Origin of the sequence: Janibacter sp. GXQ6167, assembly GCF_041365945.1 — a bacterium.
Classification (GTDB): domain Bacteria; phylum Actinomycetota; class Actinomycetes; order Actinomycetales; family Dermatophilaceae; genus JBGFSK01.
Window position 1 is genome coordinate 126,288 of sequence record NZ_JBGFSK010000006.1, and the last position, 15,388, is coordinate 141,675.

15 protein-coding genes are annotated in these 15,388 nt (G+C 68.8%); 4 read left to right on the forward strand and 11 right to left on the reverse strand.

What is annotated here, in order from left to right:
* Positions 1-47: 47 nt before the first annotated feature.
* On the reverse strand, positions 48-1,289 hold the full coding sequence (locus AB8K43_RS10705) for a class I SAM-dependent methyltransferase (protein WP_370894172.1): 1,242 nt from the start codon (positions 1,287-1,289) through the stop codon (positions 48-50).
* Positions 1,290-1,512: 223 nt separating this feature from the next.
* Between AB8K43_RS10705 and rpsO the strand changes: the two genes are divergently transcribed.
* Together rpsO and AB8K43_RS10715 are read left to right on the forward strand one after the other, a co-directional pair.
* Entirely contained in the window at positions 1,513-1,782 is a 270-nt protein-coding gene (rpsO, locus tag AB8K43_RS10710; protein ID WP_370894174.1) for a 30S ribosomal protein S15, read from the forward strand.
* Positions 1,783-1,962: 180 nt separating this feature from the next.
* Positions 1,963-4,440, forward strand: a complete 2,478-nt coding sequence (locus AB8K43_RS10715) for a polyribonucleotide nucleotidyltransferase (RefSeq protein WP_370894175.1) — start codon at positions 1,963-1,965, stop codon at positions 4,438-4,440.
* Positions 4,441-4,595: 155 nt separating this feature from the next.
* Here the strand turns inward: AB8K43_RS10715 and AB8K43_RS10720 are convergent, their stop codons facing one another.
* The 6 genes from AB8K43_RS10720 to AB8K43_RS10745 all read right to left on the reverse strand — a co-directional run bounded on the left by AB8K43_RS10720 (position 4,596) and on the right by AB8K43_RS10745 (position 9,979).
* Positions 4,596-5,600, reverse strand: coding sequence for an IS30 family transposase (locus tag AB8K43_RS10720; RefSeq protein WP_370894271.1), 1,005 nt, complete (start codon positions 5,598-5,600; stop codon positions 4,596-4,598).
* A 1,025-nt stretch (positions 5,601-6,625) separates the two neighbouring features.
* Positions 6,626-7,411 (reverse strand): 4-hydroxy-tetrahydrodipicolinate reductase, encoded by a 786-nt coding sequence (dapB, locus tag AB8K43_RS10725; protein ID WP_370894177.1) that lies wholly within the window; start codon positions 7,409-7,411, stop codon positions 6,626-6,628.
* Between the two features lie 24 nt (positions 7,412-7,435).
* Positions 7,436-7,750 carry an AzlD domain-containing protein gene (locus AB8K43_RS10730; protein ID WP_370894179.1) on the reverse strand — a complete coding sequence of 105 codons (315 nt, stop codon included), beginning with the start codon at positions 7,748-7,750 and terminating at the stop codon, positions 7,436-7,438.
* Positions 7,747-8,532, reverse strand: a complete 786-nt coding sequence (locus tag AB8K43_RS10735; protein WP_370894181.1) for an AzlC family ABC transporter permease — start codon at positions 8,530-8,532, stop codon at positions 7,747-7,749. The genes AB8K43_RS10730 and AB8K43_RS10735 overlap by 4 nt, the downstream gene beginning before the upstream one ends.
* Positions 8,529-9,236 (reverse strand): N-acetyltransferase family protein, encoded by a 708-nt coding sequence (locus AB8K43_RS10740; protein WP_370894183.1) that lies wholly within the window; start codon positions 9,234-9,236, stop codon positions 8,529-8,531. Before AB8K43_RS10740 ends, AB8K43_RS10735 begins: the two co-directional genes overlap by 4 nt.
* Complete coding sequence (locus tag AB8K43_RS10745) at positions 9,233-9,979, reverse strand: enoyl-CoA hydratase-related protein (protein ID WP_370894185.1); 747 nt, start codon at positions 9,977-9,979, stop codon at positions 9,233-9,235. Before AB8K43_RS10745 ends, AB8K43_RS10740 begins: the two co-directional genes overlap by 4 nt.
* Before the next feature lie 31 nt (positions 9,980-10,010).
* On the opposite strand from AB8K43_RS10745, the gene AB8K43_RS10750 reads away from it, so the two are divergent.
* Both AB8K43_RS10750 and AB8K43_RS10755 read left to right on the forward strand, forming a co-directional pair.
* Positions 10,011-10,847: an FAD-binding oxidoreductase gene (locus tag AB8K43_RS10750; RefSeq protein ID WP_370894186.1), complete on the forward strand. Its 837-nt coding sequence runs from the start codon at positions 10,011-10,013 to the stop codon at positions 10,845-10,847.
* Between the two features lie 133 nt (positions 10,848-10,980).
* Positions 10,981-11,946 carry an SMP-30/gluconolactonase/LRE family protein gene (locus tag AB8K43_RS10755; RefSeq protein ID WP_370894188.1) on the forward strand — a complete coding sequence of 322 codons (966 nt, stop codon included), beginning with the start codon at positions 10,981-10,983 and terminating at the stop codon, positions 11,944-11,946.
* A 45-nt stretch (positions 11,947-11,991) separates the two neighbouring features.
* Here AB8K43_RS10755 and AB8K43_RS10760 read toward each other — a convergent pair whose 3' ends face one another.
* From AB8K43_RS10760 to AB8K43_RS10775, 4 genes are read right to left on the reverse strand one after another with little or no spacing between them, the layout of a single operon-like run.
* Positions 11,992-12,870 (reverse strand): hypothetical protein, encoded by an 879-nt coding sequence (locus AB8K43_RS10760; RefSeq protein ID WP_370894189.1) that lies wholly within the window; start codon positions 12,868-12,870, stop codon positions 11,992-11,994.
* On the reverse strand, positions 12,867-13,493 hold the full coding sequence (locus AB8K43_RS10765) for a SatD family protein (protein WP_370894191.1): 627 nt from the start codon (positions 13,491-13,493) through the stop codon (positions 12,867-12,869). Before AB8K43_RS10765 ends, AB8K43_RS10760 begins: the two co-directional genes overlap by 4 nt.
* A gap of 18 nt (positions 13,494-13,511) precedes the next feature.
* Positions 13,512-14,504, reverse strand: a complete 993-nt coding sequence (locus tag AB8K43_RS10770) for a dihydrofolate reductase (protein WP_370894193.1) — start codon at positions 14,502-14,504, stop codon at positions 13,512-13,514.
* Positions 14,501-15,310 carry a thymidylate synthase gene (locus AB8K43_RS10775; protein ID WP_370894195.1) on the reverse strand — a complete coding sequence of 270 codons (810 nt, stop codon included), beginning with the start codon at positions 15,308-15,310 and terminating at the stop codon, positions 14,501-14,503. Before AB8K43_RS10775 ends, AB8K43_RS10770 begins: the two co-directional genes overlap by 4 nt.
* Positions 15,311-15,388 lie beyond the last annotated feature (78 nt).

Genomic DNA, 15,388 nt, shown 5'->3' on the forward strand with positions numbered 1-15,388 from the left:
CGCGGTGGAGCCTTAACCTAGCGCCGCCGAAGGGGGTCGGGGAAGAGTCACATCTCGTGAGGTCGGCGCGCGACGATTTGATCGACACCCATGCGGCCATCACGGAAGGCCTGCTGGCCGCCCACGAGATACAACTGCCAGACGCGCACCCCTTCGTCACCGATGAGTTCGCGAATCGCCTCGATATTGGCATCGAAGCGCTCACGCCAGCCCTGGACCGTCGCGACATAGTGCTCGCGCATCGCCTCGACGCCGCGCACCTCCAGGCCGCCGGACTCGATCAGCTCGATCGTCTCGCCGAGCGGACGCATGTGCATGTCGGGGGCGATGAAGGACTCGATGAAGGCGCCCCCGCCCGGCCGACTCCGCCGCGACATCTGCTGGATCAAGACGAGGCCGCCCGGCCGGACGGAGCGCCGCAGGACGTCGACATAACTCGGGTAGTTCGCCTGGCCCACGTGTTCGCCCATCTCGAGCGAGGCGACCGCGTCGAAGCCGTCGTCACGGATCTCGCGATAGTCCTGCAGGCGCACCTCGACCCGATCGCCCAGGCCGCGGCGACGGACCTCCCCTTCGATGTAGTCGCGCTGCTCGGCGGAGATCGTCACGCCGGTCACCTGCGCCCCCACATGCTCGGCGGCCCAGAGCGTTAGGCTGCCCCACCCGCAGCCGACGTCGAGGAAGCGGTGCCCTGGCTGAAGTCCCACCTTGCGGCACACCCGCTCGAGCTTGGCCGCCTGGGCCTGCTCGAGCGTCACCTCCGGACTCTCGTGCCAGCCGCAGGAGTAGGCCATGTGCGGGTCGAGGATCAGCCGATAGAAATCGCTCGTCACGTCGTAGTGGTGGCTGATCGCGCGCCGGTCCCGCTCGCGACTGTGCCGCCGCCCCTTCAGCACGGCCTGGCTATCCGGCGGAGGAAGGGGGCCGCCGATCGCCCCATGCTCACGGGCCAGGCGCCCGAGACCGACCACCGTGCGCGCCAGGTCGACCGGGTTCGGTCGGCCGAGACCGCGCCGCGCCACCTCGGCGCGTCCCGCGTCGAGGGCAGCCCCGAGATCACCGTCAACATCGACCTCTTCGGTCACGAAGGCCTGGGCCGCGCCGAGTTCGCCGGGGGACCAGAGCAAACGACGCAGCGCCCTCGGGCTGCGCACGTGCACGGTCGGACCATCTGGCGGGCCGGCCGCCGACCCATCCCAGGCGATGAGGCGCACGGGAAGGGGGCCGCGCAGCACAGGGGAGAGGGCGGCTTCGATGGCGGGGGCGGCGGGCTGGGGGGCTTCGGTCACGTCGGTCGTGCTCCCAAATCTCGATACGGTGGAGGTCATCGGTCCCCAGCCTGCCCCCTTCGACGCAGCGATGGTGCGCTCGGGTCGGTGACGATTAGGGCGCGGACCCCGCCGTCCGGTAACCTTGACCCCGCCGTACGAACGGCCGCGGGTCAAGAGAGCCCCGGTGAACCAGCCCGGGCGCGCCGCGCAACGAAACCAAGAAATGGAGCAGTGTCGCAGCATGCCGCTGACCGCTGATGTCAAGAAGCAGATCATGGCCGAGTACGCCACCACCGAGGGCGACACCGGCTCCCCCGAGGTGCAGGTCGCGCTCCTCACCCAGCGCATCAAGGACCTCACCGAGCACTCCCGTGAGCACAAGCACGACCACCACAGCCGCCGCGGCTTGCTGCTGCTCGTCGGTCGTCGTCGCCGCCTGCTGCGCTACCTCGAGACCACCGACATCGAGCGCTACCGCTCGCTGATCAAGCGTCTCGGTCTGCGCCGATAAGTGTCGTGAAGAGCGGTTCCCGATCAAAGGGAGCCGCTTCTTCGCGTATGTGGGGGCCTTCGCTCCCACGAGAAGGGGGATCAGCCCCCTTCGCCCCGGCCCAGCAACGGGCCACCCGATGAAAACGCTGCGTGCACAACGACGATGCGCGTAGATCGCTTTAAGAGAAATGGAGGGCCCATGGAGGGTCCAGAGATCACCTTCGCCGAGGCCGTTATCGATAACGGCGCCTACGGCACCCGTACCATCCGATTCGAGACCGGACGCCTAGCCAAGCAGGCCGGCGGAGCGGTCACCGCTTACCTCGATGGGGAGACCTGCCTGCTGTCGACCACGACCGCTGGCAAGCACCCCAAGGAACACTTCGACTTCTTCCCCCTCACGGTGGACGTGGAAGAGCGCATGTACGCCGCGGGGCGCATCCCGGGCAGCTTCTTCCGCCGCGAGGGTCGTCCCGGCACCGACGCCATCCTCACCTGCCGCCTGATCGACCGGCCGCTGCGCCCGTCCTTCGTTAAGGGCCTGCGCAACGAGGTCCAGGTCGTCATCACGGTGCTGTCGATCCACCCCGACCACCAGTACGACGTGCTCGCGATCAACGCTGCGTCCGCGTCCACCCAGATCTCCGGTCTGCCCTTCTCGGGTCCGATCGGCGCGACCCGCGTGTCCCTCATCGACGGCCAGTGGGTTGCCTTCCCGAACTTCTCCGACGCGCAGCGCTCGACCTTCGACATGGTCGTCGCCGGGCGGATCGTCGGTGACGACGTCGCGATCATGATGGTCGAGGCCGAGTCCACCGAGGCCACCTGGGACCTCGTGAAGAACCAGGGCAAGACCGCCCCGACCGAAGAGGTCGTCGCCGAGGGCCTCGAGGCGTCCAAGAAGTTCATCAAGGTCCTCTGCGAGGCGCAGGCCGAGATGGCTGCTGGCTCCGCCAAGGAGGTCCAGGAGTTCCCGCGCTTCCTCGACTACGAAGAGGACGCGCTGGAGGCTGTCGAGAAGGCCGTCTCTGACGAGACCGCGAAGGCCATGACGATCGCTGGTAAGGCCGAGCGTGAGGACCGCCTTTCCGAGATCAAGGACGGCCTGATCGCCGACCTCGCTGGTGCGGAGGATGCCCCCTTCGCCGGTCGCGAGAAGGAGCTCTCTGCTGCCTTCCGCACCGTGCAAAAGCAGCTGGTCCGCCAGCGCATCCTGCGCGACAAGGTCCGCATCGACGGCCGTGGCCTCGCCGACATCCGCGCCCTCGGCGCCGAGGTCGAGGTCCTGCCGCGCGTGCACGGGTCGGCGCTGTTTGAGCGGGGCGAAACCCAGATCATGGGTGTCACCACGCTGAACATGTTGAAGATGGAGCAGCAGATCGACTCGCTCAGCCCCATCACCAAGAAGCGCTACATGCACAACTACAACTTCCCGCCCTTCTCCACCGGTGAGACCGGTCGCGTCGGTTCGCCGAAGCGTCGCGAGATCGGCCACGGGGCCCTCGCCGAGCGTGCGCTCATGCCGGTGCTACCCCCGCGCGAGGAGTTCCCCTACGCGATCCGTCAGGTCTCCGAGGCCCTCGGGTCCAACGGGTCGACCTCGATGGGTTCGGTGTGTGCGTCCACGCTGTCGCTGCTCAACGCCGGTGTGCCGCTGCGCGCCGCCGTCGCGGGCATCGCGATGGGTCTGGTCTCCGACGAGGTCGACGGCCAGACCGAGTACGCGGCCCTGACCGACATCCTCGGCGCCGAAGACGCCTTCGGTGACATGGACTTCAAGGTCGCCGGAACCCGCGAGTTCGTCACCGCGATCCAGCTCGACACCAAGCTCGATGGCATCCCGGCCTCGGTGCTCGCTGGCGCGCTGACCCAGGCTCGCGACGCGCGCCTGCACATCCTCGACGTGATGAACGAGGCCATCGACGCTCCGGACGAGATGGCCCCGACCGCCCCGCGGATCATCACCGTCCAGGTCCCGGTCGACAAGATCGGTGAGGTCATCGGCCCGAAGGGCAAGATGATCAACCAGATCCAGGACGACACCGGCGCCGACATCAGCATCGAGGACGACGGCACCGTCTTCATCGGTGCGGTCGATGGCCCGTCCGCCGACGCTGCGCGTAACGCGATCAACGCGATCGCCAACCCGCAGATGCCGGAGGTCGGCGAGCGCTTCCTCGGGACGGTCGTGAAGACGACGACCTTCGGGGCGTTCGTCTCCTTGCTGCCCGGCAAGGACGGCCTGCTGCACATCTCCGAGGTGCGCAAGCTCGTCGGTGGCAAGAGGATCGACTCCGTCGATGACGTGGTCGGCGTGGGCCAGAAGGTCCAGGTCGAGCTCAAGGAGATCGACCCGCGCGGCAAGCTCTCGCTGGCTGCGGTGCTGACCGAAGAGCAGCAGGCGGCCAATGAGGCCGCTGCCTCCGAGGCCCGCGAGGAGCGCGGTCAGCGTCGTGAGCGCGGCGAAGGCCGTGGCGAGCGCGGTGACCGCGGTGAAGGTCGCGGCGAGCGTGGCGACCGCGGTGAGCGTCGTGAAGGCGGCCGTGACGGTGGACGCCGTCGCCGTCGCCGCGGTGGCGACGACCACTCGGGCAACGACCACGGCGACGCCGAGCGCGGCGGAGAGTCCGAGGGTGGCTCCCGCAACGACGGTGGACCTGAGTCCTCGGACGACTGATCTGATTCCGTAGCGAGAGCCCGGGCCGGACGCACAGCGCGTGCGGCCCGGGCTCTCGCATCCCACCCCCTTCGCCGGGTGAGGACAGCGAAGGGGGCCTGCTCACATGGGTGGTGGGCGGATTCACGTGGTGGTTGCAACACCGTGTGGTTTGTCTAGTTGGTGAGTAGATCACGAAGGCGCTCGGCTGGGGTTGCCCAGTCGAGTGTCTTTCGTGGTCGTGCGTTGAGTTCTTGGGCGACGTGTTCGAGGTCGGCGGGGCTGTGGACGCTGAGGTCGGTGCCTTTGGGGGAGTATTGGCGCAGCAGCCCGTTGGTGTTTTCGTTCGATCCGCGTTGCCAGGGTGAGGCGGGGTCGCAGAAGTACACGGGCATGTCGGTGGCTGTTGTGAAGCTCGCGTGGGCTGCCATTTCGGCTCCTTGGTCCCAGGTCAGCGAGCCACGCAGGTGCGCTGGCAGGGTGTTCATCGCCGCGACGAGTTGGTCACGCACGGTGATCGCGTCGTGCGTGGCTGGCAGGTGCAGCAGCATCACGTACCGGGTGGTGCGTTCGACCAGGGTCCCGATCGCGGAGGCGCAGTTCTGCCCGATGATCAGGTCACCTTCCCAGTGGCCCGGGACCGCCCGGTCCTGCACGACCGCGGGGCGGTCGCTGATCATGATCATCGGGTCGACGAACCTCGGGCGGCGTACCCCACGGGCCTGCGGCTTGCGCACCGCCCGGCCGGTTCGTAGCGCGGCCTGCACCTCGCGTTTGAGGCCGCCGCGGGCCTGGAAGTACAACGCTTGGTAGATCGTCTCGTGACTCACCCGCATGGCCTCCTCATGCGGGTAGTCGACCACGAGCCTGTGGCTGATCTGCTCTGGTGAGAGCTTGCGAGCCAACGCGTCGATCACATAGCTGCGCAACGGCCCGTCCTGGGCGAGCTTGGACGCCTTCGGCCTGGCCCGGGACCGGGCCGCGCGCTGGTGCGCCCGGTGCGGGGCGTACCGGCCGGTGTCTGGGTCGCGATACGTGGCCAGCTCACGGGTGACCGTCGACGCCGGCCTACCCAACCGGGCCGCGATAGCCCGGGCGGACAACCCCGCTACCTGCCCGTCAGCGATGGTGATCCGGTCCTGCAACGACAACAACCGGCCCGTGCCGACAACCTCGTCCATGACGCTCACAGGCCCCTTCCTAGCGGCCTGGCCCGAGCGGTGTCCGGTGACGCGCCCATCCGGGTAAATCCGCAGGCCGTGACTCCTACGAATCCCCCGCATCCAGTAGGACCCAGTCCTCACACTGACCCCGACCCGACGCGCCGCCTGCAAGTGGTGCACGCCCTGCCCGACCAGCTCATCGAACAACGCCCGAGCCTGCGGCTTACCCAACGGCTGCGGCTCCTGAGGGAACAACCCCGCCCCGACCAGCACCCGTCGCGCCGTCGAGTGCGCACACCCCACCTCACGCGCCGCGGCACCCACCGAGCCCGACTCCTCGAACACCCCCACGATCCGCTCGATCAGATCCCGATCAACCCGAACCGGCCGACGCCTTGGCTCCAAAACAGACATGGTCCTCGCAACTCCTCATATCGAGGTGTTGCGAGGACCATGTGAACCGAAGGTGAGCAGGCCCCCTTCGGCGCCGCGCTGGGAAGCGGGCGGGTGCGGCGGATAGTCGCCGCAGGGTCTTGCGAAAGCGTTAGGCCGCGTGGCGGGAGTGCTTGGCGGTGGGAACCGTCCAACGCATCTCCATGCGGGTCCGGCCGTCAGCGCCGCGTACGGGCACCCAGGTGCAGGTCATGCGCGGGGTGCGGGTCGGCTTGGTTATCGTCGTTACGGTCATCGGACACCTCCTGTTCATCTTGCGTTCATCTCACTATAGCCCAAAGGTGAACGGAAGGTGAACTGGTTGGCGCGTCTGTCGGCGTGTCGGCGCCTAGCCGGGGGTGGGGTTTCGTCGGTTTAGAGCCCGAGTTCCGGCGTGTCGGCGTTTGGGCGGGCTGGGAATGCAGGTTTGGAGGGTGAGTTCCGGCGTGTCGGCGTTAGGGACCGGGGCGGGCTCTGGACGCGGGCGAAAATGTCGGTTGGGCGCTCGACTTCCGGCGTGTCGGCGTTTGGCCGGGCGGGGAATGCAGGTTTGGAGGGTGAGTTCCGGCGTGTCGGCGAATCAGCGCCGTGCCAGCGGGACGCCGGGCGAGTTACAGGCCGAGATAGTGCTCCAGGCCGACCGTGACACCGGGATGGTCCGCCACTGCGCGCACCCCGGCCAGCACTCCTGGCATGAACGACACCCGGTCGAAGGAGTCGTGCCGGATCGTCAGCTGCTCGCCCTCAGCGCCGAAGAGCACCTCCTGATGGGCGACCAGCCCACGCAGCCGCACTGAGTGGACCGGGACACCGCTGATCCGGGCGCCGCGGGCGCCGTCCGGATCGTCCTCGGTGGCGTCCGGGATCCGCCCGAGCTCGGCCTCGGCCCGGGCTGATCCGATCAACTCGGCGGTGCGGGCTGCGGTGCCGCTCGGAGCGTCGACCTTGCGCGGATGATGCAACTCGATCACCTCGACCGACTCATAGAAGCGGGCGGCCTGCTGAGCGAACTGCATCATCAGGATCGCGCCGATCGCGAAGTTCGGGGCGATCAGGACGCCGGTTGGTGAAGGCGCCGCGCTGACCTGATCGCGCAGCGTCGCGAGCCGTTCTTCGGTCCAGCCGGTGGTGCCAACGACGACGTTGACCCCCTTCGACACGCAGTAAGCGACGTTGTCTGGGCTCGCGCTCGGGACGGAAAACTCCACGACGACATCGGCGCCGCCAAGGTCAGCCAGCTCATCGCCCGCGTCGTAGCGCCCGACGAGGTCGGTGTCCGGAGCCTCGTCGACGGCTCGACAGACCTCCGAGCCCATGCGCCCGGCGGCGCCAATAACGGCCACCTTGATCCTGGAGGTGCTCGAAGGGGTGGGGGCGGCAGGTGTCGACTCGGTCACCCGCCCAAGCCTAAGGGGGTGGCGCTATCCCCAGCCAAGGGCGCGCAGGCCAGCGGTGACGACGGCCGCCGCGACCACCACCGTGATAAAGCCCCGCCCGAGCGCCAGCAGGACGAGCGCCATCGCGACCCCGGCGACGCGGGCATCGACCACCAGGACGCCCCCGCTTCCACCGAAGGTCTGGACCACAACCAGCGCCGTCAGCAGGGCCACGGGCAGAAGGCTGATGATCGACGACCGGCGCGGTCCGTCGACGAGCGATGGCGGGACGAGATAGCCCGCGAGTTTCAGCGCGTAGGCCAGGGCGCACGAGGCCAGCACGGTGATCCACAGCGTCATGGCGTCGGATCCTCCCCGTCGAGGTGGGGGAGTCCGCGGGCGTCGGGCCCACCGACCTGTCGTCCGTGCGCGATGTCGGTCCCGGGGGACGCGTCGTGCGGGCTGGGTCCATCTCGGTGGGGGCGAAGCGAACCAATCAGCACGGCCGCCGCGGTCGCGGCGAGCACCGGTAGCCCCGGGGGCAGGACACCGCTCAATCCGGCGGCGATCAGCGCGGCGATCACCATCGCGAGCCGCGCGTCCATCGTCCGCAAACGCGGCCAGAGCAACGCACAAAAGGCCGCCGCCGCAGCGGCATCGAGGCCGTAAGTACGGGGATCGCCGATCACGCTGCCGAGCGCCGCGCCCGCGAGCGTCATGAGATTCCACAGCGCGAAGACGGCGAGACCGGTCACCCAGAAGCCCGTCCGCTGCGCCGCGGGTTCCTCCTGACCGAGCGCCACGGCCGTCGACTCGTCGATCGTGAGATGAGCCGCGGCCAGGCGCCGCCAGCCTCGCGGACGCAGGATCCGCGAGGTCTCGAGCGAATACAGGCCGTTACGCACACCGAGCAGCGTCGACGCCGCGATCGCCGAGCCCGCGCCACCCCCAGCCCCGACGATCCCGATGATCGCGAACTGACTCCCGCCACTAAACAGCAGCAGCGACAGGGCCATCGTCTGCGCGATATCGAACCCCGCCGCGACCGACAGCGCCCCAAAACTCACGCCGTACGCCCCAGTCGCAACCCCGACGGACAGCCCTTGCCGACGGGCGTCGCGTTGCGCGGCAGTCAGGGTCACTCGGGCGAAGGGGGTGAGTCGGACCGAGGGGAGGGGCCGGCGGAAGGGGGTGCGCCGGGTGACTGAGGCGCCGGAGTGTCAGGAGCCGCGCCGATGTGGGCAACGAGCCGGGCTTCGCGGGCGGTGGCGCCATCTGGGGAGACGACGCGGTCCCGGTACGCCCCGTCGGGGGTCAAGCCAGCGGCAGCGAGGAAGGCGCGGGTCTGTTCATGCGGGACGAGGACCCAGGCGGCGACATGCTCGGCGCCCGCCTCACGAAGGCGATCGACGCACGCATTGACCAGGCGAGAGCCGTGTCCCTGGCGCCGACCGTGGGGATGGACCCCGAGGGCGATGATCTCTCCGGTCGTCTGGCCCGCGTCGGGGTCTTGGCTTGGGGCGATCGCGGCGAAGCCGACGACCTGTCCGCCAGCGCGGGCGACCAGGAGTTCGTAGACCCCGGGTGGCGGATTGCTGACGGACTCGCGCCACCCCGCAGCGAACGCCGCCGGCTGGAAGGCCGCGTGCACCTCTGGCGGCACGATGCCGTCGTACGCCTCCTGCCAGACGGCGGCCTGGACGATGCCGAGCGCGGGCAGGTCGTTCAGGCCGGCCTTCCCGACGCTGGCATCGGCGCTCGGCCCACGATCCGAGTCAAGTCCCGCTTCGTGCCGGTGGCCCTGGCCGTGGTCGTGCCCCTGCCCGGGGGTGGCTGGCCCGCTCATCGGCCCTGGAAAACCGGTTGGCGCCGCTCGCCGAAAGCGCGTTGCCCTTCGGCGAGGTCCTCGCTGGCCCAGGCGCGATGGAAGGCCTCGACGTACGGACCGTGATCGCCACCGGCCGGGATGTCGAAGCCGATCTTCGACCCGGACTGGCTGAGCGGCGCGAGCGGGACGGCCTGCGCAGCGAGCGACTGCGCAACATCGAGCCCACCGCGACGCTGGGCGAAACCGAGCCGCCACGCGTCCTCGGCGTCCAACACCTCAGCGGTCAGCACCATCAGGCGCGCTGCCCCTTCGCCGAAGAAGCGGATGACCCGGTCTACCGTCCACGCGTCGACCATGAGGCCCAACTTGGCGACCGGCACGGCGAAGCGGGCGTCGTCGGCGACGACACGCAGATCGCACGCGACGGCGAGTTGCATCCCAAGTCCCATGCACGACCCAGAGATCGCGGCGATCGTGGTGATCGGGAGGGTCGCGAGGTGGTCCAAGACGACAGCGAGGCGCTCAGTGAAGGAGACGTCCTCGAGTTCGGTCAGGTCGGCCCCGGCGCAAAAATGCCCGCCCGCTCCGGTGAGGATGATCGCGCGCGCACCCCCTTCGTGCGCAGCAACCACCGCATCGTGGAGCAGATTGAGGCTCGTGAGGTCGAGGGCGTTGCGGCGATGCGTCCGGTTGATCGTGATGGTGGCGACGCGCTCGTTCAGCTCGGTCGTGATCGGCGAGGTCGTGGGGTCGGTAGGCACCGGTTCAGCATAGGTGGCAGCCTTGGTCGCGATGAGCCTGCTCGTACCCCCTTCGGCCCCACCGCCTCGCTACCACGCCCTGACGGTGTCGGGCGTGCGCCACCCGGTCCCCGGGTCCGTGGTCCTCACCTTCGAGGTCCCGGACAGTTTGCGCTCGACCTGTTTGCGGTTCCGGGCCGGGCAGTACGTCACGCTGCGTGCGGTGGTGAAGGGGGAAGAGGTGCGCCAGTCGTACTCGATCTATCTCTCTCCCGCGCAGGCGCTTGCGACCCAGACGCTGCAGATCGCCGCCTCTGAAGTCCCTGGCGGCCGGATGTCGCCCTGGCTCGTCCACGAGGTGCGAGTCGGTGATGTGATCGAGGTGTTGCCGCCGATGGGAGATTTCGTCCTCGCTGACCACTCGGGCGTTGGGGAGCGACACGTGGCGATCGCTGGGGGTTCGGGGGTGACGCCGGTGATGTCGGTGGTGACCGACCTGCTGGAGCGGGATGCCCGCCACCGGATCACCGTGATCCTGTCGCACCGGGACCCGCTCTGCGCGATCGGCCTCGCTGACCTGCTCGATCTGGAGTCTCGCTGCCCGAGGGATCTCACCGTGCGGCCGATCTGGACGCGGGCGGCGCCAGCGGGTGAATCCGTGGCCGGGCGGCTGACGAGAGAGCGCCTGGCGGAGTTGATTGGGGTCGACGGGATGACGGGAGCGATCGCTGGTGGTGGGCAGGGGCCGATAGCCAGCGCAGCGGATCACTGGTGGGTCTGCGGGCCCGCCGGGCTGGTCACCGCGGTGGAGGGGTGGCTCCGGAGCGACGGTGTCGAGCCCGCGAACCTGCACACAGAGGTCTTCACCGCCGCAGCTGAGCCCACCTGACGCTCGCCCGAGTGGATGTATTGGGGGTCAACGCCCGCTAGGTCGATGTATCCCGTAGTCGCCGGTGACGGCGCTATACATCCTTTGAGAAGGGGGTTCCGCTCGGAGGGGGTGGGGTCATACCTTGCAGGGCATGACGACAAGCCTGCGAGTCCTCCCGGTTCCGGGTCCCGGAGCAGAAGACGTCCTGATCGGTCCCGATGGTCGAGTCTGGACTGGCTGTCTGGACGGGGCGATCGTCGCGGTCACCCCGGACGGACGGCACAGCGAACGGGTGGCGCTCACCGGTGGACGCCCGCTGGGCCTGGAGTGGCTTCCGGATGGCCGCCTCCTGATCTGTGACGCCGAGCGCGGACTGCTCGCGCTCGAGACGGGTTCAGGAGAGATCGAGGAGCTCGTCACCGAGGTCGATGGCGTCCCGCTGAAGTTCACCAACAACGCGGCGGTGGCGAACGGCGGGACAATCTACTTCTCGGACTCTTCCCGCCACTGGGGAGTCGCGGAGTGGAAGAACGATCTCGTCTCGCACACCCTTTCGGGCCGCCTCTTCCGTCGCAGTCCCGACGGTGAGGTCACGACGATCCTCGACGGGCTCGCCTTCGCTAACGGGGTCGCCTTGTCCGCGGACGAGCGCGAGGTCTACGTCGCCGAGACGGCGCTGCGTCGGATCCGCCGGGTCAGGCTCGAAGGGGGTGAGCCGCTCCCTGGTACTCGCCGTGGTCGCCAGGGCCAGCCGACGCAGCCGACCGCGAGCGAGCTCCTCGCCGACGACTTGCCCGGGTACCCGGACAACATCGCGCGCGGCAGTGACGGGCTGATCTGGAGCGCGATCGCCTCTCCGCCGGATCCCGTGCTGACGCGGCTTCAGGCCGGTCCGTCGAGGCTCCGCTCGCTCGCCCTGCACCTGCCCGATGCGCTCAAGCCCTCGCCGAAGCGCACCGTCCGAGCGCTGGCGCACACCAGCGACGGGACGCTCGTGCACGACCTCACCGCCGACGCGAGCGACTGGCACATGGCGACGGGCGTGCGTGAACACGACGGCCAGGTCTGGCTCGGCAGCCTCGTCGAGCCCGCCGTCGCGGTGATCCCCCTTCCCTGAACCGGCCCCAGCGCTTCGTCCCCTCCGCGGCGAGGTCGCGCGACTCTACGGGTGGGCGATGACCAAGGCCGTGAGAGCGACGAGCCAGGACACAAAACTGCCGACGAGGAAGTACTCGGTGATGTCTTCGATGCTCGCGCGCCGCACCGGCGGCTCCGCGGGCGCGGCCTCCTCCGCCACGGCCTGGGCGAAGGGGGCGACGCTTGCCTCTTCGTCTGGACCGATCGAAGGCCCCGCCGCTGCGGCCTCGGGCGGGCACGGATCTGGCTCGCCGTGTGCAGCCGGGCCGGGTGGGACGTGGTGCGGGTCGGCTTGAGCCGTCAGTTCTGGCCAGCGGATCAGTCCTTTGGCGGCGATTACCAGTCCGGCAGCGGTGAACTGTCCGGCGAGGCCGAGTCCGAGGATGAAGACCCGCTCGAGCGGGCCGAGGATGCGTCCACCCTTGAGTGTCTTGCTCGGATCAGGCCGATGGCTGCGCTCCGGGGGAGTGGCCCCGACTGCAGCGAGGACGAGGCGCACGATCGTGTTGCCGGTCGCGAGCATGGTGAGGAAGAGGCTACCGACGAGGATTGCCCGATCAGCCTCGAACCACCGCCAGGGGCCCTGGCCACCGCTCAAAAGGTCATCCAGGAGTGCGGACCTGCTGACCGAGATCCACGGAGCACAAAGCACCGGGGTGGCGATGGTGGCGCCGAGCACGGTGAGGGGGAGCCATTCGCGGCCCCGCGGGACGGTCCGCAGGAGGATCCACGCCGTCACGCCGGCGACCTCCACTGCAAGGACCACCCAGCTAGCGACCGAGTGAGGGGTGACGAGCGCGGTTACCACCAGCAGCGCGGCGAGGGCAGCCGTCAGGGCGTAGCGACGGCGTGGGATGAGGTCAGCGACCCCAATCGCGACGAGCGCAGCAGCAAGGATCGTCACGTGACCTCCTCCAGGGCGGCGTCAAGGCGCAGGATCGTCTCCAGGTCGTTGGTCGTGATCTGTTGGGAGATCGCCGAGGCGCTCACCCCTTCGCGTTCGGCGATCTCACTGCGCGAATGACCCCTGGCGAGACCGTGCAGGATCCGAGCAGCCCGGGGGCGGATCCTCGCGATCAGGCAGTCGCGAGCGTCGAGGGCCGCGTTGATCGCCGACTCTGGCGGGCCACTGGGGTCTTCGCGCTGATATCGCACCCGCACATGGGCGGTCGGTCGCTCGTGAGCGAGGGTCTTCGCCTCTTCGATGGCTCGTCGCGCAGACCACCAGGCGGGCCCGTCTTGGATGGTCGCGTCGAGCCGGGTGATCCCTCCCCAGCCGATGCCGATCCGCACATCGATGTCCGGTCGGAGCCGGTGCTGGAGATCTGCAGCTGCTCCGATCGCCTCACCGACCGTGGTGTAGGCGGCCTGGAATTCGTCCCCGACGGTCAGGTGGAGCGGATCGATGGGGCTGCGGTCCGCGTTGGACTGCTCCATCGCTTCGACCAGGCCGCGGTGGAGCGCGGCTCGGTCGGGCGCCTCGCGGGAGCCCACTACATCGCCAAGAAGTGAAGCCACAGCCTTCATTCCATTCACTATGAAGGATTAGCCTTCACTGGGCAAGGGGTGAAGGGGGATCCTTTCGTACCGGACGAAGGCGAACCCGTCGCGCGGTTCCCGGGCCGCCTCGCGCCAGGTGCCCGGGTCGATCTCGGGGAAGAAGACCTCCGCCTCGGGGGAGGCGTCGATATGGGTGATCTCGAGAGCGGAAGCGACCCCGATGGTCTGGGCGTAGATTTCGCCGCCCCCGACGATGAAGACCTCCCGATCTCCACCGATGGACAGGGCTTCGGGAAGGGAGTGGGCCACCTCCGCCCCCGGCGCCGACCAGGAGCGGTCACTGGTCACGACGATGGTGGTGCGCCCAGGTAGGGCCCGGCCGATCGAATCCCAGGTGCGCCGACCCATCACCATGACGCCACCCATCGTCACCTCTTTGAAGTGGCGCAGGTCTTCTGGCAGATGCCAGGGCATACCGCCGTCGACGCCGATCGCGCGGTTCGTCCCCATCGCCGCGACGAGCGTGAGGTGCTGGTCGAACCCGACCTCGATGATCGAGGGGACCACCTCACCCCCTTCGAGCTCGCGCACCAGCGCCTCGATGACGACTCGCTCGTGCGGGACGACCCGATCGGGAAGGGAGCGCAGCGGCCACCAGCGCAGCTCAGCGGCCTTGTCGGGCTCGGCCAGGCGGGGCTCACCGGAGAGTTCGGTGACGTGGAAGAAGTAGTCGGCGCGCTGCTCGAGCGGTGAGATCAGGCAGCCTCGCTGCAGCGCCGTCAGCGGGCGCGCGGTCACGACCTCGACGTCGAGTTCCTCACGCACTTCGGTCGCGAGGGCGACCGAAGCGGCTGCGGCGTCCTCGATGTGGCCGGCGGCGCCGCACGCCCACCAGCCGTCCATGAAGTCGGTGGCCGAGCGCAACTGCAACAGGACCTCGCCATCGATTCCGTCGCCGCGGGTAATCACGGCGTAGGACGCGGCGGTGAGGGGGACCCGCCCACGCAGGGCGTCCTCGACGGGGCGGTCGGTGGTCATACCGCGATCGGTGCCTTGATCGACGGAGCTGCGTCGTACCCCACCAGTTCGAAGTCCTCCAACTCGTACTGATCGATGCTCTCTCGCGCGGCGATGCGCATCGTCGGAAGGGGGCCGGGCGTGCGGCTGAGTTGAAGGTCGGCCTGCTCGAGGTGGTTGAGGTAGAGGTGGGCATCGCCGAAGGTGTGGACGAATTCGCCGGGCTCGAGGCCGGTCTGCTGGGCGACCATCATCGTGAGCAGCGCATAGGACGCGATATTGAAGGGGACGCCGAGGAAGACGTCGGCGCTGCGCTGGTACAGCTGGCACGACAGGCGCGGCGGACCCCCTTCGCGCCCAGGGCCGACCCAGAACTGGAACATCGTGTGACACGGCGGCAGCGCCATGTCGTCGACCTCGGCGACATTCCACGCCGAGACGATGTGGCGGCGGCTGTCGGGGTTGGTCTTGATCGATTCGATGACGCGAGCGATCTGGTCGACCCGCTCACCGCTCGGGGTGGGCCAGGAGCGCCACTGGTGTCCGTAGACCGGCCCGAGATCGCCGTCAGCGTCGGCCCATTCGTCCCAGATCGTGATGCCGCGCTCGTGCAGCCAGCCGATGTTGGTGTCGCCGCGCAGGAACCACAACAGTTCACCGATGATCGAGCGCAGGTGGAGTTTTTTGGTCGTCAGGACGGGGAAACCGTCCGCGAGATCGAAGCGCATCTGGTACCCGAAGATCGAGCGCGTCCCCGTGCCGGTGCGGTCGGATTTTTCGACCCCGTGGTCGCGGACGTGCTCGAGCAGATCAAGGTATTGACGCATACGGGCGACGCTAGCAACTGGTCCGGACAACCCGGCCCGCCAGCGCCGGTGACGCGCCTATCGACACCGGACGCGGTT